19 protein-coding genes are annotated in these 21,138 nt (G+C 73.1%); 10 read left to right on the forward strand and 9 right to left on the reverse strand.

The genetic code is table 11. From position 1 onward, the window contains the following. Positions 1-2 precede the first annotated feature (2 nt). Both ACZ4M3_RS02165 and ACZ4M3_RS02170 read left to right on the forward strand, forming a co-directional pair. Positions 3-2,060 (forward strand): SpoIIE family protein phosphatase, encoded by a 2,058-nt coding sequence (locus tag ACZ4M3_RS02165; protein WP_467729314.1) that lies wholly within the window; start codon positions 3-5, stop codon positions 2,058-2,060. 304 nt (positions 2,061-2,364) lie between these two features. Then, positions 2,365-3,225 carry an Fpg/Nei family DNA glycosylase gene (locus ACZ4M3_RS02170; RefSeq protein WP_467729316.1) on the forward strand — a complete coding sequence of 287 codons (861 nt, stop codon included), beginning with the start codon at positions 2,365-2,367 and terminating at the stop codon, positions 3,223-3,225. On the opposite strand, the gene ACZ4M3_RS02175 is transcribed toward ACZ4M3_RS02170, so the two are convergent. Further along, a complete protein-coding gene (locus ACZ4M3_RS02175; protein ID WP_467729318.1) occupies positions 3,218-3,562 on the reverse strand; it encodes a hypothetical protein in 345 nt (114 codons plus the stop codon). The two genes, ACZ4M3_RS02170 and ACZ4M3_RS02175, sit on opposite strands and share 8 nt — an antisense overlap. 101 nt (positions 3,563-3,663) lie before the next feature. Here ACZ4M3_RS02175 and ACZ4M3_RS02180 point away from each other — a divergent pair, with 101 nt between their 5' ends. Next, positions 3,664-4,068 (forward strand): hypothetical protein, encoded by a 405-nt coding sequence (locus ACZ4M3_RS02180; protein ID WP_467729319.1) that lies wholly within the window; start codon positions 3,664-3,666, stop codon positions 4,066-4,068. 11 nt (positions 4,069-4,079) lie between these two features. Here the strand turns inward: ACZ4M3_RS02180 and ACZ4M3_RS02185 are convergent, their stop codons facing one another. Continuing rightward, on the reverse strand, positions 4,080-4,604 hold the full coding sequence (locus ACZ4M3_RS02185; protein ID WP_467729321.1) for a hypothetical protein: 525 nt from the start codon (positions 4,602-4,604) through the stop codon (positions 4,080-4,082). A gap of 210 nt (positions 4,605-4,814) precedes the next feature. Continuing rightward, positions 4,815-5,348 carry a sigma-70 family RNA polymerase sigma factor gene (locus tag ACZ4M3_RS02190; protein ID WP_467729323.1) on the reverse strand — a complete coding sequence of 178 codons (534 nt, stop codon included), beginning with the start codon at positions 5,346-5,348 and terminating at the stop codon, positions 4,815-4,817. A gap of 343 nt (positions 5,349-5,691) precedes the next feature. On the opposite strand from ACZ4M3_RS02190, the gene ACZ4M3_RS02195 reads away from it, so the two are divergent. After that, positions 5,692-6,894, forward strand: coding sequence for a CapA family protein (locus tag ACZ4M3_RS02195; RefSeq protein WP_467729325.1), 1,203 nt, complete (start codon positions 5,692-5,694; stop codon positions 6,892-6,894). Positions 6,895-6,996: 102 nt separating this feature from the next. Here ACZ4M3_RS02195 and ACZ4M3_RS02200 read toward each other — a convergent pair whose 3' ends face one another. Continuing rightward, entirely contained in the window at positions 6,997-7,458 is a 462-nt protein-coding gene (locus tag ACZ4M3_RS02200; protein ID WP_453353109.1) for a universal stress protein, read from the reverse strand. A 58-nt stretch (positions 7,459-7,516) separates the two neighbouring features. Here ACZ4M3_RS02200 and lysX point away from each other — a divergent pair, with 58 nt between their 5' ends. Both lysX and ACZ4M3_RS02210 read left to right on the forward strand, forming a co-directional pair. Next, positions 7,517-10,819 carry a bifunctional lysylphosphatidylglycerol synthetase/lysine--tRNA ligase LysX gene (lysX, locus tag ACZ4M3_RS02205; RefSeq protein WP_467729327.1) on the forward strand — a complete coding sequence of 1,101 codons (3,303 nt, stop codon included), beginning with the start codon at positions 7,517-7,519 and terminating at the stop codon, positions 10,817-10,819. 113 nt (positions 10,820-10,932) lie between these two features. After that, on the forward strand, positions 10,933-11,841 hold the full coding sequence (locus ACZ4M3_RS02210; RefSeq protein WP_467729329.1) for a polysaccharide deacetylase family protein: 909 nt from the start codon (positions 10,933-10,935) through the stop codon (positions 11,839-11,841). 30 nt (positions 11,842-11,871) lie between these two features. Here ACZ4M3_RS02210 and ACZ4M3_RS02215 read toward each other — a convergent pair whose 3' ends face one another. Further along, complete coding sequence (locus ACZ4M3_RS02215) at positions 11,872-12,537, reverse strand: class F sortase (RefSeq protein ID WP_329200062.1); 666 nt, start codon at positions 12,535-12,537, stop codon at positions 11,872-11,874. A 352-nt stretch (positions 12,538-12,889) separates the two neighbouring features. On the opposite strand from ACZ4M3_RS02215, the gene ACZ4M3_RS02220 reads away from it, so the two are divergent. Then, the gene (locus ACZ4M3_RS02220) at positions 12,890-13,402 is read left to right on the forward strand and encodes a hypothetical protein (RefSeq protein ID WP_453355857.1); all 513 of its coding nucleotides are present in this window, start codon (positions 12,890-12,892) and stop codon (positions 13,400-13,402) included. A gap of 105 nt (positions 13,403-13,507) precedes the next feature. Here ACZ4M3_RS02220 and ACZ4M3_RS02225 read toward each other — a convergent pair whose 3' ends face one another. From ACZ4M3_RS02225 to ACZ4M3_RS02235, 3 genes are all read right to left on the reverse strand, one after another. Next, positions 13,508-14,119, reverse strand: coding sequence for a hypothetical protein (locus ACZ4M3_RS02225; RefSeq protein ID WP_467729331.1), 612 nt, complete (start codon positions 14,117-14,119; stop codon positions 13,508-13,510). Positions 14,120-14,298: 179 nt separating this feature from the next. Beyond that, on the reverse strand, positions 14,299-15,069 hold the full coding sequence (locus ACZ4M3_RS02230; protein ID WP_467729333.1) for a bestrophin-like domain: 771 nt from the start codon (positions 15,067-15,069) through the stop codon (positions 14,299-14,301). Positions 15,070-15,093: 24 nt separating this feature from the next. After that, positions 15,094-15,333 (reverse strand): hypothetical protein, encoded by a 240-nt coding sequence (locus tag ACZ4M3_RS02235; protein ID WP_467729335.1) that lies wholly within the window; start codon positions 15,331-15,333, stop codon positions 15,094-15,096. An 820-nt stretch (positions 15,334-16,153) separates the two neighbouring features. Here ACZ4M3_RS02235 and ACZ4M3_RS02240 point away from each other — a divergent pair. Then, positions 16,154-16,984: an SAM-dependent methyltransferase gene (locus ACZ4M3_RS02240; RefSeq protein ID WP_467729337.1), complete on the forward strand. Its 831-nt coding sequence runs from the start codon at positions 16,154-16,156 to the stop codon at positions 16,982-16,984. Positions 16,985-17,118: 134 nt separating this feature from the next. Then, the gene (locus tag ACZ4M3_RS02245) at positions 17,119-19,272 is read left to right on the forward strand and encodes a putative bifunctional diguanylate cyclase/phosphodiesterase (protein WP_467730106.1); all 2,154 of its coding nucleotides are present in this window, start codon (positions 17,119-17,121) and stop codon (positions 19,270-19,272) included. Positions 19,273-19,292: 20 nt separating this feature from the next. Here the strand turns inward: ACZ4M3_RS02245 and ACZ4M3_RS02250 are convergent, their stop codons facing one another. Then, a complete protein-coding gene (locus tag ACZ4M3_RS02250; protein ID WP_467729339.1) occupies positions 19,293-20,363 on the reverse strand; it encodes an FAD-dependent monooxygenase in 1,071 nt (356 codons plus the stop codon). A 105-nt stretch (positions 20,364-20,468) separates the two neighbouring features. Here ACZ4M3_RS02250 and ACZ4M3_RS02255 point away from each other — a divergent pair, with 105 nt between their 5' ends. Further along, positions 20,469-21,128 (forward strand): TetR/AcrR family transcriptional regulator, encoded by a 660-nt coding sequence (locus tag ACZ4M3_RS02255; protein ID WP_467729341.1) that lies wholly within the window; start codon positions 20,469-20,471, stop codon positions 21,126-21,128. Positions 21,129-21,138: the final 10 nt, after the last annotated feature.

A 21,138-nucleotide genomic window follows, 5' to 3' on the forward strand; every position in this document is an offset into this window, starting at 1 on the left:
CGGTGTGTCATGGTGGACCGGTGCCGACCGCCGTATCGCTCCCGGACGACTGGCCCGCGCACCCGGACCGGTCGCTCGCGCTGAACCGGATGGGCAGTTTTGACTGGGACCTGCTCACCGGTCTCATGCACATGGACCTGGCGGCCCTCGAGGTCTTCGACACCAGCGCCGCCGAATACGACGGCCGCCCCGAGTCCCTCGGCCCCCGGGTGCCGCCCGCCGAGGCGACCCGGCTGGACGCGCTCGTCTCCAATGCCCTCAAGAGCGGCATGGACAGCTACGGCGCCTACTTCCGCATCCGCTGCCAGGACGGCGAGCTCCGCTGGACCCACACCCAGGGCCGCGTCATGCGCGACGCCGACGGCCACCCGTACCGGATCATCGGCATCGTCCGCGACGCGACCGAGGAGCTCGGCCACTCGGCGGAACGCCTCGACCTGGACGAGGAACGCCGTCGCCAGACCTCGGTGGTCGAAAGCACCACCGCCGCCCTCGCGCACGCCCGGACCGTCCAGGACGTCATCGACGCGCTCGGCGACGCGCACGGTCTGGAGCGGCTCGGCTCGATGGGCATGGTGATGGGACTGGTCGAAGCGGGCCGGATCCACCTGGTGGCCGAAGGACCGGAAGGCAGTTTCGTCCCCGGCACCCGCTACACCCGCATCGACGAGCAGTACCCGATGAGCGAGGTCGTCCGCTCGCTCCAGCCCCGCTTCCTCGAATCCGCGAAGGAGTTCGCCGAGGACTACCCCGGGCTCTGGGCGAAGATCTCCACGATGGACATCTCGGCGGCCGCCTACCTGCCCCTGATCGCGCAGGCCCGCCCGATCGGCGCCATCGGACTGCTCTACCAGGACAAGGACGGCTTCACCCAGGAGGAGCGGAACCTGCTGGTCGCCCTCGGCAGCAGCATCGCGCAGAGCCTGCAACGGGCCATGCTGCTGGAGCAGGAACACGACCTCGCCGAAGGTCTCCAGCAGGCGATGCTGCCCCGCCGGATCCCGTCCGTGCACGGCGCGGACATCGCGGTCCGCTACCGGTCCGCACGCATGGGCCAGGACATCGGCGGCGACTGGTACGACGTCATCCCGCTGCCCGGCGGCCGGGTCGGGGCGGTCATCGGCGACGTCCAGGGCCACGACACCCACGCCGCCGCCGTCATGGGCCAGCTGCGCATCGTGCTGCGCGCGTACGCCACCGAGGGCCACTCGCCCGCCACCGTCATGGCGCGGGCGTCGGTGTTCCTGCACGAGCTGGACACCGACCGCTTCGCGACCTGCACCTACGTCGAGGCCGACCTCGCGACCGGCGTGCTCCAACTGGTGCGGGCCGGGCACCTCGACCCGCTCCTGCGCACCCGCGAGGGGGACTGCCGCCGGATCGACGCGGAGGGCGGGATGCCGCTCGGGCTCTCGGCGGAGTTCGGACCACTGGAGTACCCGGTCACGACGATGGAACTGGAACCCGGGGAAACGCTACTGCTCTGCACGGACGGCCTGGTCGAGCAGCCGGGCCGGGACCTCGACGACGGGATCGGCGAGCTGACCGAGCTGATCCACGGGGGCCCGGGGGACCTCCAGGAACTGGCGGACCAGCTGTGCGGGGTCATCGACGAGCGCGGCGGCGACGACGACATGGCGCTGCTGTTGCTGCGCCGCCAGGTGCCCGACGCGCCGCAGGGCGGCGGCCGGCTCCAGCAGCACGTGGCCCCGGGAGACCCGGAAGCCCTGGTCGCGGCCCGGCACATGATCGGCGCGGCGGTGCGCGCGTGGGGTGCGCGGGAGCGGGCCGACGAGATCGAGCTGGTCGCGGACGAGTTGATCGTCAACGCCCTCATGCACACGGACGGCCCCGCCATCGTGACGCTCCGGGTCCTGCCCGGGCCCCGGCTCCGGGTGGAAGTCGAGGACCGCTCCAGCGCCCTGCCGCGGCGCCGAGAGGCGGGTGAGGCGGGGGTCTCGGGGCGCGGCCTGATGCTGGTGGACCGCCTGGCGGACGTCTGGGGCGTGGACCCCCGGGGCAGCGGCAAGTGCGTGTGGTGCGAGTTCGCCCTGACGTAGGCCGGGCCCGACCCCGGGACCGGACCGCCCGGGCCGTACCTCGCACCCGAGCGCCGTCGCGGGCTGCGGGCCTCCTGGCGGTGGCCGGCGTCCCGCGCACCCGGGCCACCGCCCCACCCCGGCCCCCGGGCATGCTCCGGCCGGGGCGGCGCCCCCGCCTTCCCCGGCGTACTGCAGAGCTCGGGCCGCCCCGCCGCTTTGCGATCCCCGGCCGGTCGCCCGGGGAGGTGGCCGGCTCGGCCGGCCGGGGGCCGGTCCCGGGGTACGGCTCGCGTTCCGCCAGTGGTGGCGGCACGCTGGGAGCATGCCGGAGCTGCCCGAAGTCGAGGCCCTGAGGGAGTTCCTCGACGAGCACCTGACCGGGCGGGTGGTCGAGCGCGTCCTCCCGCTCGCCGTCAGCGTGCTCAAGACGTACGAGCCCCCGCTCACCGCCCTCGAAGGGCAGCCCGCGGGGTCCACCACCCGGTACGGGAAGTTCCTCGCCCTGCGGATCGGCGAGCTCCACCTCGTCACCCACCTGGCCCGGGCCGGCTGGCTGCGCTGGCAGGACGCCCTGCCCGCCCAGCCGCCGCGCCCCGGCAAGGGGCCGCTCGCGCTGCGCGTGGTACTGGAGGGTGGCGGGGGCTTCGACCTCACCGAGGCGGGCACCCAGAAGCGGCTCGCGGTCTACGTGGTCCGCGACCCCCAGGAGGTCCCCGGCATCGCCCGGCTCGGGCCCGACCCGCTCGCCGACGGCTTCGACCGGGACGCCTTCGCCGCCCTGCTGGCGGGGGAGCGGCGGCAGATCAAGGGGGTGCTGCGCGATCAGAGCGTCATCGCCGGCATCGGGAACGCCTACAGCGACGAGATCCTGCACGCCGCGAAGGTCTCGCCGTTCAAGCTGGCCGCCTCCTTCGACGAGGAACAGGTGACGCACCTCCACCACGCCGTCCAGGACACCCTGCGCGCGGCCGTCGAGCGCGCGCACGGGGTGGCGGCGGGGCGGCTGAAGGCCGAGAAGAAGAGCGGGCTGCGGGTCCACGGCCGCCCGGGGGAGCCGTGTCCGGTGTGCGGGGACACCATCCGCTCGGTGTCCTTCGCCGACTCCTCGCTGGAGTACTGCCCCACCTGCCAGACGGGCGGCAAACCCCTCGCGGACCGCCGCCTCTCGCGCCTCCTCAAGTAGGCCCGGCCCGGGCCGCGAGCTCCGACCGGGCCGCGTCCCAGACCTCCTCGAACCGCTCTGCCGTCAGCGGCTCCGGCACGTGGGCCGCCCACTGCGAGACCGGCCTCTCGGCGGTGCATCCGTACCGCCCGTCGTCGTCCGTGTCCCGGGCGGCGGCAACGGGCCGCAGCTCCGGGCCCTGGAGTTCGACCTGCCTGACCACCCACCCGTCGGCGTCGACCTCGAAGTAGAACCAGGTGTCCTCCTCGTCCCAGTAACAGCGGAACCAGGGGCCGCACTCCTCGGCGAGCCCGTGCCCGCGGTCGTCCGGCGGGGTGCCTCGAGGCTTCGTGCTCATGGGAGCCACCCTAAGAGGCGCTGTTGCGCCGAGCCGCGGTCTCCGTGGCGGCGGCGGCCGGGGCTCCGCAAAGCCGGGGGCGGTGCGTAGACTCCGGCTCCATGGCCGAGGAGCAGCAGGCCGCGTTGCGGCGGGAGGTCGTCACCGGGGTGGCCCGGGGGGTGCGGCGCAGGGCGCCCGCGCATACCCCGGCGCGATCGGAGATCTCCGAGCAGACCAGCGTCGGTGCCACCTACGTACGGGCCCTGATGCGCAGCCAGCTCCGCGCCGCGCTCTGGGCGCTGGGCGCGCTCGCGCTGCTGGTCGGCGGGCTGCCGCTGGTGTTCCTGGCGCCGCGGGTCGCGTCCGGCCCGCTGGTCTGGGCGGCGCTGGGCCTGCTCGTGTACCCGGTGATGTGGCTCGTCGCCCGCTGCTACGTGACCCGGGCCGAGCGCAACGAGGCCGATTTCACCGGGCTGGTCACCGACCCCGCGGAGGCGCCCGGATCCCGGACCGCGGGCGCCTGAGGGCCGCGGCCTCAGAACAGGTGCATCGCCAAGTGCCCTAGTGGCAGCCCCAGTTGCCAGGCGGGCGTCCAGACGCGGGCGTTCTCGTCCAGCGCCGCCGGGGGACCCGGATGCCCGGGCCGGGCCGGGTCGAGGTTCGTCGCGAACAGCTCCGTGCGGTCCAGCCAGCGCCAGGCCCCCCGGGCCAGTTCGAGGTCCGGGTCCTCGTCCCGGCCGTCCTCCCTGGCTTCTTCGCCGAGCTGGAGGAACCGGGTCTCCACCCAGTCGCGCCAGGGGTGTCCGTAGGCCGTGAGCGACAGCCACTCGTCGAGCTGTGAGACCACCCGGATCCCGGAGAGCTCGCCGGCCGCGTCCGAGAGGTAGATGGTCAGCGCGAGCGTGTCCCGGCCGGCCCGGAACTCCAGCGTGCCGGCGGGGATCAGCCGGCCCGTGCGCAGCAGCTCGTCGGCGATGTACTCCGCGTAGAGCCACGCCATGGGCACCGCCAGCCCACCGCCGCCACCGTCACTGGTGCCGTTCGTACCCTCGGGCCGCACCGTTCCACCTTCTCCCGCGTGCCGAGCTTCCCGCCGTCAGGCCCGAGCCTTCACCGCGGGCCTCGCGGAGCGGAGGATGTTTACTCAACTTGAACGGACTGGTACCGATTTTGCTGCGGTTCGTGTCCGGTCCGTACCCCTTAAAGGCGTTCTTCGGATCGGATGTCGGTGCACCGCCCCGGTCCGCCCCCGGTCCGCCTTGACGGTACCTCAGGCGCCGAGCCCGTACCCCTGGAGGCCCTTGCGCAGGGCGCGCAGCGCGTAGTACGTACGGGACTTGACCGTTCCAGCCGGAATGCCCAGTTCCGCGGCCGCCTCGGCCACCGACCGGTCCCGGAAGTAGACCTGCATCAGCACCTCGCGGTGCTCCTGCCCCAGACTGCCCACGGCCCGCCTGACGTCGATCGCCGTCACCGACCCGGCCACCGCGTCCTCCGGCGCGGGCGCCTGCTCCAGCCCGTCCGGCTCCACCTCCTGGGGCCGTGACAGGCGGGCCCGGCGGGCGTCGATCGCGAGCCGCCGGGCGACGGTGAACAGCCAGGGCCGCATCGAGTCGTGCCCGCTGGCCAGCACCTCCGGGTGCTGCCAGACCCGTACCAGGGTCTCCTGGACCAGGTCCTCGGCCCGCTGGGCGTCCCCCGCCGTCAGGCCGACCAGAAAACCGAACAGCGCTCGCCCGTGGTCGCGCTGGAGTTCGGCCAGCGCCTCGGGATCCGTGCGCAGGAGGGTGGGGGAGGGCGGCACGAGTGGCTCCTTCCGCTGTTCGCCGGGTCTGCCGGGGACCGTCCCGGCGCCCGCGTGGGGTCCGACGGATCCACCCTGACCTGCGCGGGGCGGCCCCGGGAACCGTCCGGCGCCGCCGTTGCGCCCAAGCCCCCCGCTCCTCCGGTGGGCGGCCGCGCCGGGCGGTGAACGGTCGAACGGCGCGGCGAACGGCCATCGGGGTGAACCGGCCCGGCGGCCCGACGCCGTTCCTTGACTTGCGGAGTCGTCTTCTGTGTATTCAGCTCATCGGATCGTCGTACAAATCATCCGCGGCCTGGGTACCCCGCCGGCCCGGGTGTCCTCCGAGTGAGAGCCGGTACAGATGACCCAGCGCACCCGCCAGGCCCTCGCCCTCCTCTCGGCCCTCCTGCTGTCCGCCACGGCCGCCGCCTGCTCCGCCACCGGGAAGTCCGCCCCCGCGCGCATGGCGGGCAGTCACGGCCCCGGGTCCGCCACCGGCGGGTCCGCCGCCGCGGGCGGCGCCAAGGGCTTCACGCTGGTCGCGAGCGGCGACGTACTGCCGCACACCTCGATCATCCGGCAGGGCGCCACCGATGCCGAGGGCGACGGCTACGACTTCCGGCCGATGTTCGCCGGCGTCAGACCGGTCGTCTCGGCCGCGGACCTCGCCCTGTGCCACATGGAGACCATCTACGGCGAGGACGGCGGCCCCTTCACCGGCTACCCGGCCTTCAAGTCGCCGCCGGAGATCGCCGACGGGCTCAAGGCGGCCGGTTACGACGGCTGCTCCACCGCCTCCAACCACACCCTGGACGACGGTGCCGACGGCGTGCAGCGCACGCTCGACAAGTTCGACAAGGCCGGACTGAAGCACGCCGGTTCGGCCCGGACGGCGGCCGAGGCGGCCACGGCCACCGTGTACCGGGCCGGCTCCGCGAAGGTGGCGCACCTCGCCTACACCTACGACACGAACGGCTACCCGATGCCCGAGGGGCAGCCCTGGGCCGTCAACCTGATGAAGCAGGAGAAGATCATCGCGGATGCGCGGGCCGCCCGGAAGGCGGGCGCCGACGTGGTCCTGGTCAGCGTGCACTGGGGCACCGAGTGGCAGACCGAACCGGACGAGACCCAGCTGTCGCTGGGCAAGGCCCTGACCGCGTCGCAGAGCGCGGGGCGGCCCGACATCGATCTGATCCTCGGCACACATGCCCACATTCCGCAGCCGTACGAGAAGGTCAACGGGACCTGGATCATCTACGGCATGGGCGACCAGGTGGCGGGCGAGATGTTCAACTACAGCGGCGCCCGGGACCCGCGCGGCAACTACGGTTCCATCGGCCGCTTCACCTTCGCCCCGCCGGCCGCCGCGGGCGGGCGCTGGCAGGTCACCAAGGCCGAGTTCATCCCCCAGATGACCGACGAGTCCCCCTGGCGCGTCGTCAACCTGCCCGAAGCCCTCGCCAAGCAGCCCGGCCAGGACGACTGGGAAACCGCCCGGGACGCCATCAGCGAAGCCGTTCTCAGCCGCGGCGCCGCGAAGGACGGCCTCACGATGGGCAAGTAGCGCCCCGTCCCGGCAACGGACTCCGTCCCGGCAACGGACCTCGTCCCGGCAACGGACTCCGTCCCGGCAACGGACCTCGTCCCGGCAACGGACCCCGGCCCGTTACGGCACCACCGTGACGGGCCAGCGGCCCGCCTTGACCAGTCTGACCGCCACCGAGCCGACGATCCGGTGCCCGGCCTGCTCCGACGTCCCTACCACCACCGCGTCCGCCTTGAGCTCCTCCGCCGCACGCACCAGACCGGCATAGGGATCCCCGCGGAAGGTGTGGAACTGCCAGCGCACCTCGAAGATGCCCCTCAGGCGCTCGGCGGCAGCCCGGATCTCCGCGACGAGGCCCTCCGCGATCTCACCGGTCGTGTCCGACACCGGCGCCCCCAACGAGGCCCCGGCCGCCATCACCGGCTGCACGTACACCAGCGCCAGCAGCGCGTTCTGCCGCCTGGCCAGCCCCGCCGCGTACGCCGCGGCCCGCAGCGAGGAGTCCGAACCGTCGATCCCGGCCAGGATCACCTTCGGACCGTCCGTACCGCGTTCGAATCCCGTACCCACGTGCTCCGTCACGCCCCGAGATTAGCCCGTCGGCGCGCGGACCGGCCCGGCCCTCCCTACAGTGCGAACCATGAGTGCCACCGCGGAGCAGACCCGCGGGACCCGCAGCCGCTTCCTGAACCGGGTCCCCGACGCGTTCGGGGCGTTCTTCGGAACGCTCGGACTGCTGTGCGCCCTCCTGTCGCTCTCCCCGGCGCTGCGCCGCCTGCTGCGCCACATCGTTCGCTTCCTGGACGACTTCGTCATCCCCGTCAGCGCGAACCTCGCCTACGCCGTCTTCCTCTTCCTGCTCGCCGCCGCCCTCGGCGCCCGCAAGAAGGTCGCCTGGTGGATCGTCGTCACCTATCTGGCCTTGCTGATCCTGGTCGACGTCCTGTTCATCGCCGACGAGGAGTACTGGATCGGCGGCGTCTCCCTGGCCATCGCGGCCGCCGCCCTCGCCCTCCTGATCGCCGGCCGCCGCGAGTTCTACGCCGCCTCCCGGCCCGGCGCCTTCTGGCGGGCCCTGCTCGTCCTCGGCGTGGGCCTGCTCCTCGCAGTCCTCGCCGGGTGGGGCCTGGTCGCCCTGTTCCCCGGGACCCTGCCCAAGGACCAGTGGCTCGACTGGGCCGCCAAGGAGGTCTTCGGCGGCCTCTTCTCCGACCGCCGCTTCGACGGCCGTCCGCCCCGCCCGCTGTCCTTCGTACTCGGCCTCTTCGGCGCGATCGCCCTGCTGAACGCCGCCGCGACCCTCTTCCGGTCCCAGCGGCTGACCGCCGCCCTGCACGGGGACGAAGAACCCCGCATCCGCGCCCTCCTCGGCGCCTACGGGCGCAGCGACTCCCTCGGCTACTTCGCGACCCGGCGGGACAAGGCCGTCGTGTTCGCCCCCAACGGCAAGGCCGCCGTCACCTACCGCGTCGAGGCCGGCGTCTGCCTGGCCAGCGGCGACCCGGTCGGCGACCCCGCCGCCTGGACCCCGGCCATCAACGCCTGGCTGACCATGGCCCGCCGCTACGGCTGGCAGCCCGCCGTCATGGGTGCCTCCGAAGACGGCGCGACCGCGTACGCCCGCTCCGGACTCGGCGCGCTCCAGCTCGGCGACGAGGCGATCCTGCACGTCGCCCACTTCGACCTCGACGGCCGCGACATGCGCGTCACCCGGCAGGCCGTCAACCGGGTCCGGCGCACCGGCGCCACCACGGTCATCCGCCGCCACTCCGCCCTCTCCGAGGAGGAGATGCACACCGTCGTCGAGCGGGCCGACACCTGGCGCGACACCGAGACCGAACGCGGCTTCTCCATGGCCCTGGACCGGCTCGGCGACCCCGCCGACGGCGACTGCCTCCTGGTCGAGGCCTTCGACGCCGAACGCCGGCTGATCGCCCTGCTGTCCTTCGTCCCCTGGGGCAAGGACGGCATCTCGCTCGACCTGATGCGCCGCGACCGCACCGCCCCCAACGGCGTCATGGAGTTCATGGTCGCCCAGCTCTGCGCCGCCGCCCCCGGGCTGGGCGTACGCCGGATCTCCCTCAACTTCGCCGTCTTCCGCTCCGCCTTCGAGGAGGGCGGCCGGATCGGCGCCGGGCCCGTCCTTCGGGTGTGGCGCAGGCTGCTGCTGTTCTTCTCCCGCTGGTGGCAGCTGGAGGCGCTGTACCGCTCGAACGTCAAGTACGGCCCCGAGTGGTACCCGCGGTTCCTCTGCTACCAGGACGCCGGCTCCCTGGCCCGGGTCAGCCTCGCCTCCGGCATCGCCGAGGGCTTCGTCTCCGTACCGAGCATGCGCAAGCTGTGGGGCAACGCCCACCCCAAGGGCCTCACCGCGCCCGCCACCACCGAGGGCCTGCCCTCCATCGACTCCCTCGGCCTCGACCTGGTGGGCGAGGCCGGCGAACGCGCCGCGGCCGAGCGACTGCCCGAGCAGGTCCGGGTGCGGCACGCCAAACTGGACCGGATCCGGGCGGCCGGCACCGACCCCTACCCGGTCGGCATCCCCCAGCGCACCCACACCGTCGCCCGCCTCAAGGAGCTCCACCCCGGCTACCCGCCCGGCACCCGCACCGGGGAACAGGTCACCCTCGCGGGCCGGGTGATGGTCGTACGGGACCTCGGCGGCGTCGTGTTCGCCGTACTGCGGGACTGGACCGGCGACACCCAGCTGATGCTCACCCGCGACGAGGCGGGCCCCGCCGTACTGGAGTCCTTCACCTCGCAGGTCGACTTCGGCGACCACGTCGTGGCCACGGGCGAGGTCGGCGCCAGCAAGACCGGCCGGCTGTCCGTCGTCGTCCACTCCTGGCAGCTCACCGGCAAGTGCCTGCGCCCCCTGCCCGACAAGCGCAAGGGCCTCGCCGACCCCGAGGCGCGGGTCCGGCGCCGCTACCTCGACCTGGTCGCCAGCCCCGGCGCGCGCGACGTCGTACGGGCCCGCTCCAGCGCCGTGCAGGCCCTGCGCCAGGGGCTGCTGGACCGCGGCTACCTGGAGGTCGAGACCCCGATGCTCCAGCAGATCCACGGCGGGGCCAACGCCCGTCCCTTCCGCACCCACATCAACGCCTACGACCTCGACCTGTACCTGCGCATCGCCCCCGAGCTGTACCTGAAACGGCTGTGCGTCGGCGGCATGGAGAAGGTCTTCGAGATGGGCCGCACCTTCCGCAACGAAGGCGTCTCCTACAAGCACAACCCCGAGTTCACCATGCTGGAGGCCTACCAGGCGTTCGCGGACTACGACGTCATGCTCGACCTGACGCGCGAGCTGATCCAGGGGGCGGCCACCGCCGCCTTCGGCTCGCCCGTCGCCCACAAGGCCGACGCCGACGGCAAGCTCGTCGTCCACGACATCTCCGGGAACTGGCCGGTCAAGACGGTGTACGGGGCCATCGGCGACGCCCTGGGCGAGGAGGTCGGCGCCGACACCGACGAGCGGACGCTGCGCCGGCTGTGCGATCGGGCCGGGGTCCCCCACGCGCCCGACGACACCCGCGGCGACGTGGTCCTGGAGATGTACGAACGGCTGGTGGAGGAGAAGACCGGGCTGCCCACCTTCTACAAGGACTTCCCGACCGACGTCTCCCCGCTGACCCGTCAGCACCGCGAGGACCCCCGGCTGGCGGAACGCTGGGACCTGGTCGCCTTCGGCACCGAGCTGGGCACCGCCTACTCCGAGCTCACCGACCCCGTCGAGCAGCGGCGCCGGCTGACCGAGCAGTCGCTGCTGGCGGCGGGCGGCGACCCCGAGGCGATGGAGCTCGACAACGACTTCCTGGACGCGCTGGAGTACGCGATGCCGCCGACCGGGGGGCTCGGCATCGGCGTGGACCGGCTCGTCATGTTCCTCACGGGTCTGACGATCCGCGAGACGCTTCCGTTCCCGCTCGTCCGCCGCGGCTGACCGGACCCCCCCCGCAGGCCGTACGGCGCTCCGGCTGGTCCGGGCGGGTGACCGGCGGCGGGCGCCTTCGCGCCTCCCGGGGTCTGCGCGGCAGTGGTTGATACCAGTTGAGAATGAAAAATGACGAGCCGACAGTAGGGCGACGCGTGCTCCTGCGCACCGCCGTCTTCCTCGGAGTCGCGGCGGCCGCCTCGCTGATCACCGGCGGCGAAAGCGACACCCCGGCCTCCGGCGGCGCCGGGACCGGCCCGGCGCCCGGACCCGGCGGCGCGGGCGCGGGCGGCCGGGGGGCGCCCGGAGCGCCCGCCCTGCGCGCCAAGGGACTCCCGCCCGACAGCTACCGGCTGACCCCGATGACGGCCGGGGCCCCGGCCCGGCCGCCCGCGGTGAAGCCCGCCGTGCGCACCCGGCCCATCCTGGAACTGCCCGCCGAAGCCAGCCGGTCCGGCCAGATGGTCCTCACCTTCGACGACGGCCCCGACCCCCGCTACACCCCCGGGATCCTCGACACGCTCTCCCGGCACGGCGTCCGCGCGGTGTTCTTCGTCTGCGGGGAGATGGCCACCGACAACCGCGACCTGCTGCGCCGGATGGCTGCCGAGGGCCACGTCATCGGCAACCACACCTGGACCCACCCGCTCATCCCCACCCTCACCCGTCCCGACCTGGCCGCCGAGATCGGGCGCACCAGCGACGTCGTGGAACAGACGGTCGGCGCAGCGCCCCAGTGGTTCCGGGCACCCTACGGGGCCTGGAACCGGGCCGCCTTCGAGATCGGCGCCGAACTGGGGATGGAACCCCTCGCCTGGACCGTGGACACCCTCGACTGGACGGAACCGGGCACCTCCACGATCGTCTCCCGCGTGCTGGGCGGCGCCGCGCCCGGGGTGATCGTGCTCTCCCACGACGCCGGCGGCGACCGCTCCCAGAGCGTCGAGGCGCTCGGTACGTACCTGCCCCGGCTGCTCGCCAGGGGCTACCGGATGACGCTCCCCGCCCTCCCCGCGGCGCGGCCGCACTGAGGCCGCGCCGCGGCGGCGCCCCCGGAGGCCTCAGCGGGCCTCCACCATCCTGGCGAACACGACCACGTTGCCGTCGTAGCCCCGGCCCTTCGAGTAGCCGCCGCCGCAGGTGATCACGCGGAGTTCCGGGTGCCCGGTGTCCCCGTACACCCGGGCTCCGGGGAAGGTCTCCTTGGAGAACACCTCCACCCCGTACACCTCGAACACCGCCGTGCGCCCGTCGTACCGCTCCACCTCGATGTGCTGGCCCTTGTTGAGGGAGCCCAGGCCGTAGAAGACCGCCGGGCCCTGCGCGTTGTCCACGTGGCCCACGATCACCGCCGAACCCTGCTGGCCCGGGGAGATGCCGTTGAGGTACCAGCCGGCCAGGTTCGGGTCCTGCGGGGGCGGCGCGTCGATGAAACCCTGCGCGTCCAGCCCGACCGTCATCACCGGCGCGTCCACCTTGATCGCGGGGATCCGGATGCGCTGCACCGACGAGTGCTCCAGCACCTCCAGGTCCGGCGGCGGCGCGGGCGGCGCCACGGCCGCCTGATCGGGGCGCACCGCGACGGCCGCGGCGGCGGCGGGCTGCGGCGGCCCGTCGTTCAGGTTCACGCCGTTGCGCATCATGGCGAGGCCGGTGAGCAGGACCAGTGCGAGTGGTCCCCACGGAGAGCGCCTCCTCCGCCGCTGCTCGCCCTCGTCCTCGGTCATGGCTCTCCCTTCCCGACGCGGGGGTCCCGACCCGCGTTCCAGTCCCTCCCCGGTACGCCCTTCTTCACGCACGCTAAGGGTGCGCGGCCGGGACGGCGATCGGGGACGGGCGAACGGGTGGTGGGGCCGGAAGGGGTGCGCCCATCCAGGTAATCGTCACATAAATGCCTGACGGGTCGTGACCTGCGGATCCGTCAGAAATGTCGCCGCGCGTCCGGCGTGTCGCTCAACCGGGCGGCCCAAAGCCGGAAATGCGCTGGTTGCGGGCCGCCCCGAGGGTTCGTGATGGGAGGCGTTCTCGTCGATCATCCCGGGCGACCGCTCCGGGGCGCTTTCCGCTGGAGGTTCCACCATGCGTGTTTTGCGCGCACTCACCGTGACCGCGGCGGCCTGCGCCGCCGTCGTCCTCGGCGCACCCCTCGCCTCGGCGAATCCGGCGGGCGGCCCGCCGCTGGGCGGCGGCACCGGGCCCAGCAACGTCACCGTCAACCCTTACTCCGTGCACCAGGGCTCCACGATGCAGGTCAGCGCGGCCGGCTGCACCCACGGCGGCACGGTCTGGTCGCACGGCAACTTTCCCGAGACGAGACTGTCGGCCGGCTCCATCGGATTCGCGACCGTACGCATCTTCAACCACGCCTCGCCGGGCCACCAGACGCTGTCCGTCAGGTGCAACGACAGCAGCCTCGTCGCGACGCACCGCTTCACGATCCTCGACGGCAACGGCGCCCAGGGCGGTCTCGGCGGCTCCTTCGGCCCGTCCGCCACCGAGACCGCCATCGGCTCCGGTCTCGTCGGTACGGCGGCCCTCGGCGCGGGCATCCACGTGATGCGCCGTCGCCGCCCGATCGGTAGCCGGGCCTGACCGGCCGACCTCCCCGGTCCGCCCGGCACCGCGGTCGCCCCGAGTCCTGACGAGGGCTCGGGGCGCGTGCGGTTCCCGGCACGGCCGGCGGGGGGCCCGCCGCGGTCAGTGGCCACGGGTGGAGCGGCGGCGCAGCACGTACCCCGTACCGGCCACGGCGACCAGCACGAAGCCGGTGCCGATGCCCAGTTCCAGCAGGTCCACCCCGGCCACGCTGCCGCCGAGGCCGCCCCGCACGCCGAGGGTGGCGCCGCTGGAAGTGGGTACGGCGGGTACGGCTGGTGCGGTGGGCGGGGACGGGAGGCGGCGCGGGGGCCCCACGGTGGAGCTCGTGGTGGGCCGGGTCGTACCGCCGGCGATGGTCAAGTCCGCAGAGCCGGTCTCCCCGTTGCAGGTGAAGGTGACGGAGTACAGCGCCCCGGGCCGGGCGTCGCGGTCGACGGTGACCCGGGCGGTCTGGCCGCGCGCGATGCTCACGGTGTCGAAGACGCCGGAGGAGGAGGTGGCGAACGCGGCGTTGCAGCCGCTGACGGAGAGCACCACCTGGCCGCCGGGGGCGACCGTCGACGGGGTGATGGCGAAGGCGAACGAGGTGGCGGGCTGGGCCTCGGCCGCGCTCGGCCCGGCGGCACTGGTGCCCGCCGGGCCGAGCGCGAGAACGGCGCCCGTGGCGGCGACGCTCAGCAGGGCTGTGGCGGAGCTGCGTATCGCACCCATGAGTGATTCTCCGGATCCCCGAGGAGCAGCCGCGGAATGGTTTCCGCACGTGGAGGGACGTGCGCCTCGATGCCCGTCACGCTAGGCGCGGACTCCGGGACCCGCGATCAGGAACGGGCGAACGGGTCATTTCGATGGGCCGAACCGGGGACGGGAGCCCCGTCCCCGGTTTGCCGGGCTCAGTCCTCCAGCCCGAGGTGCGGGAACTGGGCGAAGAAGGGTTCGGCGGTGGCCGCGATGCCCCGGCCGAAGGGCGCGTCGAAGTCCCAGATCAGGAACAGCAGGAAGGCGATCAGCGCGCTGAACAGTCCGGCCAGCAGCAGTTCGCGGAACGAGCGCCGGATCTGGAGCGTGAAGATCAGGCCCACCGTCACGAGCGCCCCCACGACCAGGCCGAACCACACGACCCCGGGCATGGTCGCCTGGGCGCTCTGGCCGCGGGCGTTGCGGGCGTCGTCCACCGCCGCGACCTGGTCGACCAGCGGCTGGTAGGCCTGCCCCTCGTGGTCGGTCTTCGGCTCGTAGTCCGTGACGTCCCGGCGGATACGTTCCAGCAGCTGGCCGCTGCGGTCGGTGATCTTGCCGTGGTCGGCCATCTCCTTCCACTCCGTGTCCACCACGTACGTCACGTACGCGTCGACATCGGCGCGGATCGTCTTGCGGACTTCCGCCGGATAGACCTCCGAGCGGACGCTGATCTCGTGCAGGGCCTGGGACTCCTGGCGCACGTACTCCTGGGCGGCCCCGCGGCCCTCCCAGACGCCGGCGATAGCCAGGCCCAGGACGATCGCGTAGATCACCCCGATCATCATCGTCATGTACTCGATGACGTCCGGGGTCTCGCTGGGATCGTCGTCCTCGCCGATCCGCCGCTGGTTGAAGAAGGCGATGCTCAGGACCACGGCGCAGGCCGCGGCCATCGCCAGGGACAGGACGAGCCATTCCGACACGATGACTCCTAACGAGGGGGGGGCTCAGCGGGGGCGCAGCGCGACGATCGCGAGCACCGCGGGGGCCGCGGTCATGAGCGTGAAGGTGACCGGCGAGATGTGGTGTTCGACCGGTTTGCGGGATGCCGTGTGGTACGAGGGACGGGCCACCGGCTTGGGGGCGGGCGGGGGCGTCACCGTGGGTGTGGGCGGGGGAGTGGGTTCCGGCTCGGGGGCGAGGGCGGGTTTCGGCGGGATGCGCGGGGCGGGCGGCGCGGCGGCCACGGGCGGGGGCGGCGGCGCGGGCTTCGTCGGCGCGGGACGCGGGGTCGGAGTGGGCTTGGGGGGCGGCGGCGTGGGTGTGGGGGAGGGGGGAGGCGGTGTGGGCGTCGGGGTTGGGGTTGGGGTTGGGGTGGGCGTCGGCTTCGGGGGGCAGGGCGGCGGAGGCGGGGGCGGGCAGTGGTGCCCGCCGTGGTGGTGGCCCCAGCCGGGTCCGTGGCCGGATCCGTGGCCGTCGGCGTGGCCGGGACCGTTGCCGTGGCCGTCGGGGGGCCCGTCTTCGGGTCCGTCTTCGGGTCCGTCTTCGTGATGTCCGCCACCCCGGCCGGCCGGGGCCCGGCCGCTGTGGGCGGCCGCGGAGACCCCGGCGGTGGCCGTGCCGTCGCCGGGGCCGATCGACGCGTGGGCGCGGCTATCGGCCACGGCCGGTGTGGCGGACATCGCCGCCCACACCAGGACCGGTACCGCCAGCAGGCGCCGGGCACATGCTCTGTTCACCCGGGGAGCATGGGCCCCCGCGCGCCCGCACACGCGAAGGTCGGCCACGGTTCGCCTGAACGGGCGGAGTTCGGACCATAGTGGTTTGAGCCACATTTTGATCGCCGTCCATGGTGGTCCGGTCAATTCCCAAAAGGTATTTGTCGGTTTCTGTCAGAGGGTGCGGCCGGACCCGGGCCCGGGTTAGGTGTGTGACCAAGAACGGATCGCCAATTTCCGCTTTTGCTCGCTCCGTTGGCCAATGATCAGTACATTCGGCTCGGACAGGAGTCCGGTTCCCGACCGACCCCCGACCGGACCACGGCACGACTACGGCTTGGAGACCCCGATGGAGCGCCCCGCCTGGGCCCCGCCAGGCATCGACATATCGGTGCCGAGCGTGTCCCGCATCTACGATTACTACCTGGGCGGCTCGCACAACTTCGAAGTCGACCGCCAGGCAGCCCGTCGCGCCATGGAATTCCTGCCGGGGCTCCCCAAGATCATGCAGGCCAACCGGGCGTTCATGCGCCGCGCGGTCCGTCATGCCGTCGACCAGGGCATCACCCAGTTCCTCGACATCGGCTCCGGCATCCCGACCTTCGGCAACGTCCACGAGGTCGCCCGCCGGGCCACCCCCGAGGCCCGCGTGGTCTACGTCGACCACGACCCGGTCGCCGTCGCGCACAGCCAGGCCGTCCTCGCCGGCGACGACCGCACCGGGGTCGTCTCCGCCGACCTGCGCAAGCCGCAGGACATCCTCGGCGCCCCCGAGACCGCCCGGCTGCTGGACCCGAGCCGTCCCGTCGCCCTGCTGCTCGTCGCCGTCCTGCACTTCCTGGAGGACACCGACGATCCGTACGCCGCCGTCGCCGAGCTGCGCGACGCGCTCGCCCCCGGCAGCATGCTGATCCTCACCCACGCCTCCTACGAGGGCATCCCGCTCGCCGAGGAGGTCGCGGTCGGGGCCGTCGGCGTGTACCGGGACATCCGCAACCCCCTCGTGATGCGCACGCGCGGGGAGATCACCCGCTTCTTCGACGGGTTCGAACTGCTGGAGCCCGGCCTGGTGTCGATGCCGGACTGGCGTCCGGACCTCACCGAAGCCCCGGCGGACGGTGACACGCCGGAGGATCCGTTCGCCTTCTCGGGCTTCGGCGGCGTGGGACGCAAGGCGTGAGACTCCCGGCCCCGACCCCACCACCCGTCAGCCCGAGCCCGGCCCGGTCGGCGGAGCCCACCGGGCCCGTGCCGCCCCCGAAGGACCCGTCGGTCAGCGACGCGCCGCCCGGCCCGCATGCGGGCCGGGCGGCCGTGCGCGAGCAGCACAGCGGGCTGGAGGACCGGATCGCGCGCTTCGCGACCATCTGGGGCCGGGCCATCTTCCCCGTCACGGCGACCTCGCTGACCCGCCCCGAGTTCGAACGGCACCTGGTCCCGCTGACCCGCACGCTCACCGAGGCGCTGCACGCCCGGCCCTTCGACGCCTCACCCGCCCAGCGGGTGGGCACCGAACTCGTCGCCGTGCACTGCACCGACCCCGAGGCCCTCGCGGGAACCCTGGGGGTCGTCGAGTCGTACCTGGTGCTGTACTGCGGCCCGGACGGCGCCGGGGCGGAGAGCACCGAGGAGTACCGCTCCCGCTGCGCGCGGCTCCAGCACGGCATCGCGGCCGGTTTCGCCCGCGCCCTGCGCGAGCGCACCCTCAAGGAGCAGGAGGCCATCGCCCGTTCCGCGCTGACCGCCCGCGCCGACGCGCAGCAGGCGCTGCACGCCAGCGAGGAACGCTTCCGGGCCGTCTTCGAAGGGGCGGCCATCGGCATCGGCATCGCCGACCTCGAAGGAAACGTCCTGGAGGTCAACGACGCGCTGCTGCAGATGTTCGGGGGCCTCGAAGGGCACGTCCGCAGCCGCAACGTCAGCGAATGGGGCCACCCCGACGACACCCCGCACGTCTGGCGGATGTACGGGGAACTGGTACGGGGTGAGCGCGAGCACTACCGGGTGGAGAAGCCCTACTACCGCAACGACGGGACCGTGCTCTGGACCAACCTGACGGTGTCGCTGCTGCGGGACGCCGAAGGCAGACCGCAGTACCAGCTGGCCCTGATGGAGGACACCACCGAACGCCGGCTGCTGAACCTGCGGCTGCGCTACGAGGCCACCCACGACGCCCTGACCGGCCTGCCCAACCGGACGCTGTTCTTCGAGCGGCTGGAGAAGGCCCTCAACGGAGCCGGCGGCCCCCGCTTCGGCCTGTGCTACCTCGATCTCGACGGGTTCAAGGCGGTCAACGACAGCCTGGGCCACTCGGCGGGCGACCGGCTGCTGGTGGAGGTCGCCGACCGGCTCCAGAGCTGCGCGACGGGACCGGGCGAGGTCGTCGCGCGGCTCGGCGGCGACGAGTTCGTGGCGCTGACCACCGGTGACGACACCGAGGAGAACGTCACCGAACTGGCGGTCCGGGTGCTCTCCGCCCTGTCCACCCCGATCCGGCTGGAGGGCCGGGAGCTGACGGTCCGGGGCAGCATCGGCATCGTCGAGGGACCGGCGGGCGAACGGACCCCGGCGGAGGTGCTGCGCAGCGCCGACATCACGATGTACCGGGCCAAGGCGGCGGGCGGCAACCGCTTCGAGTTCGCCGACGAGGAGGCCGACGCCCGCGCCATCACCCGGCACGGCCTGACCAACGCGCTGCCCGCGGCCCTGGAACGCGGCGAGTTCTTCATCGAGTACCAGCCGCTGGTGCACATGCACGACGGCAGTGTGCACGGGGCGGAGGCGCTGGTGCGCTGGTCGCACCCGCAGTACGGGGTGCTGGGCCCGGACCGCTTCATCCCGCTCGCCGAGCGGACGGGACTGATCGTGCCGCTCGGCCGCTGGGTCCTCGAAGAGTCCGTGCGCCAGGCCTGCAACTGGCAGCGCCAGCACGGCGGCGCCTCCCTCCGTATCAACGTCAACCTCTCGCCGACCCAGCTGCACCACCCCGGACTGGTCGCCGACACCGTCCGCGTGCTGGAGGCCTCCGGTCTGGCCCCGGGCGCGCTGTGCCTGGAGGTCACAGAGTCGGCGCTGATCGGTGCCGACGACGAACTCCTCGAACCGCTGCGCCGACTGGCCGCCCTCGGCGTGGACATCGCCCTGGACGACTTCGGCACCGGCTACTCCAACCTGGCCAACCTGCGCCGCCTGCCGGTCAGCGTGCTCAAACTGGACCGCTCGTTCACGCAGGGGATGCAGCAGCAGCCGGCCAACCCGGTCGACCTCAAGATCGTGCAGGGCATCGTCGCACTGGCCCACAGCCTCGAACTCGCGGTCACCGTCGAGGGCGTGGAGACCGGCGTCCAGGCGGCCCAGCTCCGCGAGCTCGGCTGCGACACCGCCCAGGGCTGGTACTACGCCCGCCCCGGCTCCCCCGACCGGATCTACGCGCTGTCCCTCTCGGACGCCGTCTCCACGCCTTACTGACGGCCGGAGCGCGGCGGGGGTCAGGCCATGCCCGCCTCCGTCCCCCGGCCGGGCGTCCGGACGGCTTCGACGACCCGGTCGTAGCGCCGCGCGGTGTCGGCCACGACCGCCGTGGCCACCGGCAGCCGCTCCGCCTCGTACGCGTCGAGTACGTCCTGCCGGGCCGGGTCGGCGAGGGCCCCGGCCAGTGTCCGTGCGAGGGCGGCCGCGTCCTGGATGCCGGTGTTCATGCCCAGGCCGCCGGCTATGGGGTGGACGTGCGCCGCGTCTCCGGCGAGGAAGGCCCGCCCCTCCCGCATCCGGGCGGCCACGCGGACGTTGACCCGCCAGCTGGAGAGCCAGGTGGGGTCGGTGAGCCGGATCCCCGGCATCCGGGCGCACCGGTCGAAGATCCGCTGGAAGCTCTCCAGCGAGGGCGGCAGCTGTGAGCCCTGCTCGTCCACCTCGGGTGCGGCCTGCAGTTGGAAGCTGTCGGTTCCCGGTATGGGGCAGAGCAGTATCCCGCCGCCCTCCGAGGTGAACCACTGGTGCCAGAAGTCGCGGCTGAGTCCCGGCACCCGCACGTCGCCGAGCACCATCGCGGGTTCCTCCCGCGTACTGCCCTCGAACGGGATGCCGAGCAGGCCACGGGTGGTGCTGCGCCCGCCGTCGCACCCCGCGAGGTAGCCGGCCGCCACCGCGCTGCCGTCCGCCAGCTCCGCCCGGACGCCGCCCGCGTCCTGGGCGACGGCGACGAGGCGGGACCCGTACTCGACGCGCACGCCCAGCTCGGCGAGCCGGTCGCGCAGGATCTGCTCGATCCGCCATTGCCCGATCAGCACGCCGTCGTCGTCCACGGCGGTGTCCGTGACCCGTTTCCCGTCGAAGTACTTGCGCAGGACCACCTTCCTGCTGCCGGCGGACCTCACAGCCCCGGCCACACCGAGGGTTTCGAAGACCTCCAGGCTGCTCGGCCGCAGCCCCTTGCCCCGGGACTCGCGGTGCGGTGCGGTGCGTTGCTCAAGGACCCGGACGGCGGCGCCGCGCAGGGCGAGGTCGCACGCCAGGGTCAGTCCGGTGGGGCCGGCGCCCGCGATCACTACGTCGGTCATCGGAAGTCCTCTCCTCGTCGTTGCTCCAAGGAAAGCCGCTCCCGACAGAAAAAGCAACTGGGTTACAAAAATAACCGAGTAAGAATTTCGTGGTACGCTCCAGGCATGGAAAAGACGACGGGTCCGCGCGCGACAGGTCTGCGCGAGAGCAAGAAGCTGCGCACGCGCCACCAACTGGCGGCCACGGCGCTCGAACTGTTCCTGGAGCGGGGCTTCGACGCCGTATCGGTCGCTGACGTCGCCGCCGCGGCGGAGGTCTCCAAACCCACCCTGTTCCGCTACTTCCCGACCAAGGAAGACCTGGTGCTCGACCGGTTCGCCGACCACCAGGACGAGGCCGCCCGCGTCGTGCGCGACCGGGAGAGCGGGGTCAGCCCGGTCGGGGCGCTGCGGGCGCACTTCCTCGCGGCGCTCGCCGAGCGGGACCCCATCACCGGTCTCTGCGACCATCTGAACGTGCTCGCCTTCCAGGGCCTGCTCTACGCGACCGCCAGCCTGGAGTCCCGGCTGAGCCACTACACCGCCCGTGAGGTGGACCTGCTCGCCGCGGTGCTGGAGGCGGAGCGGGTGGCGCCGCTCGCCGCGCGACTGGCGGCGCAGCACCTGGTGACCGTCCGTCATGAGCTGGGCCGGGAGAACTGGCGCCGCCTCGCCGCCGGACAGAGCGCCGACGAGGCCTATCCCACCGCCGTCGCGGACGCCGGCCAGGCCTTCGCGATGCTCGCCGACGGCCTCGACCGGGCCCTCCCCATACGCCGGTCCTGACCCGCGCCGC

The sequence above is a fragment of the Streptomyces sp. NPDC026522 genome (genome assembly GCF_055567555.1).

Excerpts from the sequence above, each read along its gene's own strand:
- ACZ4M3_RS02210 (WP_467729329.1), top strand. The coding sequence starts at position 10,933 with ATGAAAAATGACGAGCCGACAGTAGGGCGACGCGTGCTCCTGCGCACC.
- ACZ4M3_RS02225 (WP_467729331.1), bottom strand. The coding sequence starts at position 14,119 with ATGGGTGCGATACGCAGCTCCGCCACAGCCCTGCTGAGCGTCGCCGCC.
- ACZ4M3_RS02250 (WP_467729339.1), bottom strand. The coding sequence starts at position 20,363 with ATGACCGACGTAGTGATCGCGGGCGCCGGCCCCACCGGACTGACCCTG.
- ACZ4M3_RS02180 (WP_467729319.1), top strand. The coding sequence starts at position 3,664 with ATGGCCGAGGAGCAGCAGGCCGCGTTGCGGCGGGAGGTCGTCACCGGG.
- ACZ4M3_RS02175 (WP_467729318.1), bottom strand. The coding sequence starts at position 3,562 with ATGAGCACGAAGCCTCGAGGCACCCCGCCGGACGACCGCGGGCACGGG.
- lysX (WP_467729327.1), top strand. The coding sequence starts at position 7,517 with ATGAGTGCCACCGCGGAGCAGACCCGCGGGACCCGCAGCCGCTTCCTG.
- ACZ4M3_RS02220 (WP_453355857.1), top strand. The coding sequence starts at position 12,890 with ATGCGTGTTTTGCGCGCACTCACCGTGACCGCGGCGGCCTGCGCCGCC.
- ACZ4M3_RS02240 (WP_467729337.1), top strand. The coding sequence starts at position 16,154 with ATGGAGCGCCCCGCCTGGGCCCCGCCAGGCATCGACATATCGGTGCCG.
- ACZ4M3_RS02195 (WP_467729325.1), top strand. The coding sequence starts at position 5,692 with ATGACCCAGCGCACCCGCCAGGCCCTCGCCCTCCTCTCGGCCCTCCTG.
- ACZ4M3_RS02255 (WP_467729341.1), top strand. The coding sequence starts at position 20,469 with ATGGAAAAGACGACGGGTCCGCGCGCGACAGGTCTGCGCGAGAGCAAG.
- ACZ4M3_RS02170 (WP_467729316.1), top strand. The coding sequence starts at position 2,365 with ATGCCGGAGCTGCCCGAAGTCGAGGCCCTGAGGGAGTTCCTCGACGAG.
- ACZ4M3_RS02215 (WP_329200062.1), bottom strand. The coding sequence starts at position 12,537 with ATGACCGAGGACGAGGGCGAGCAGCGGCGGAGGAGGCGCTCTCCGTGG.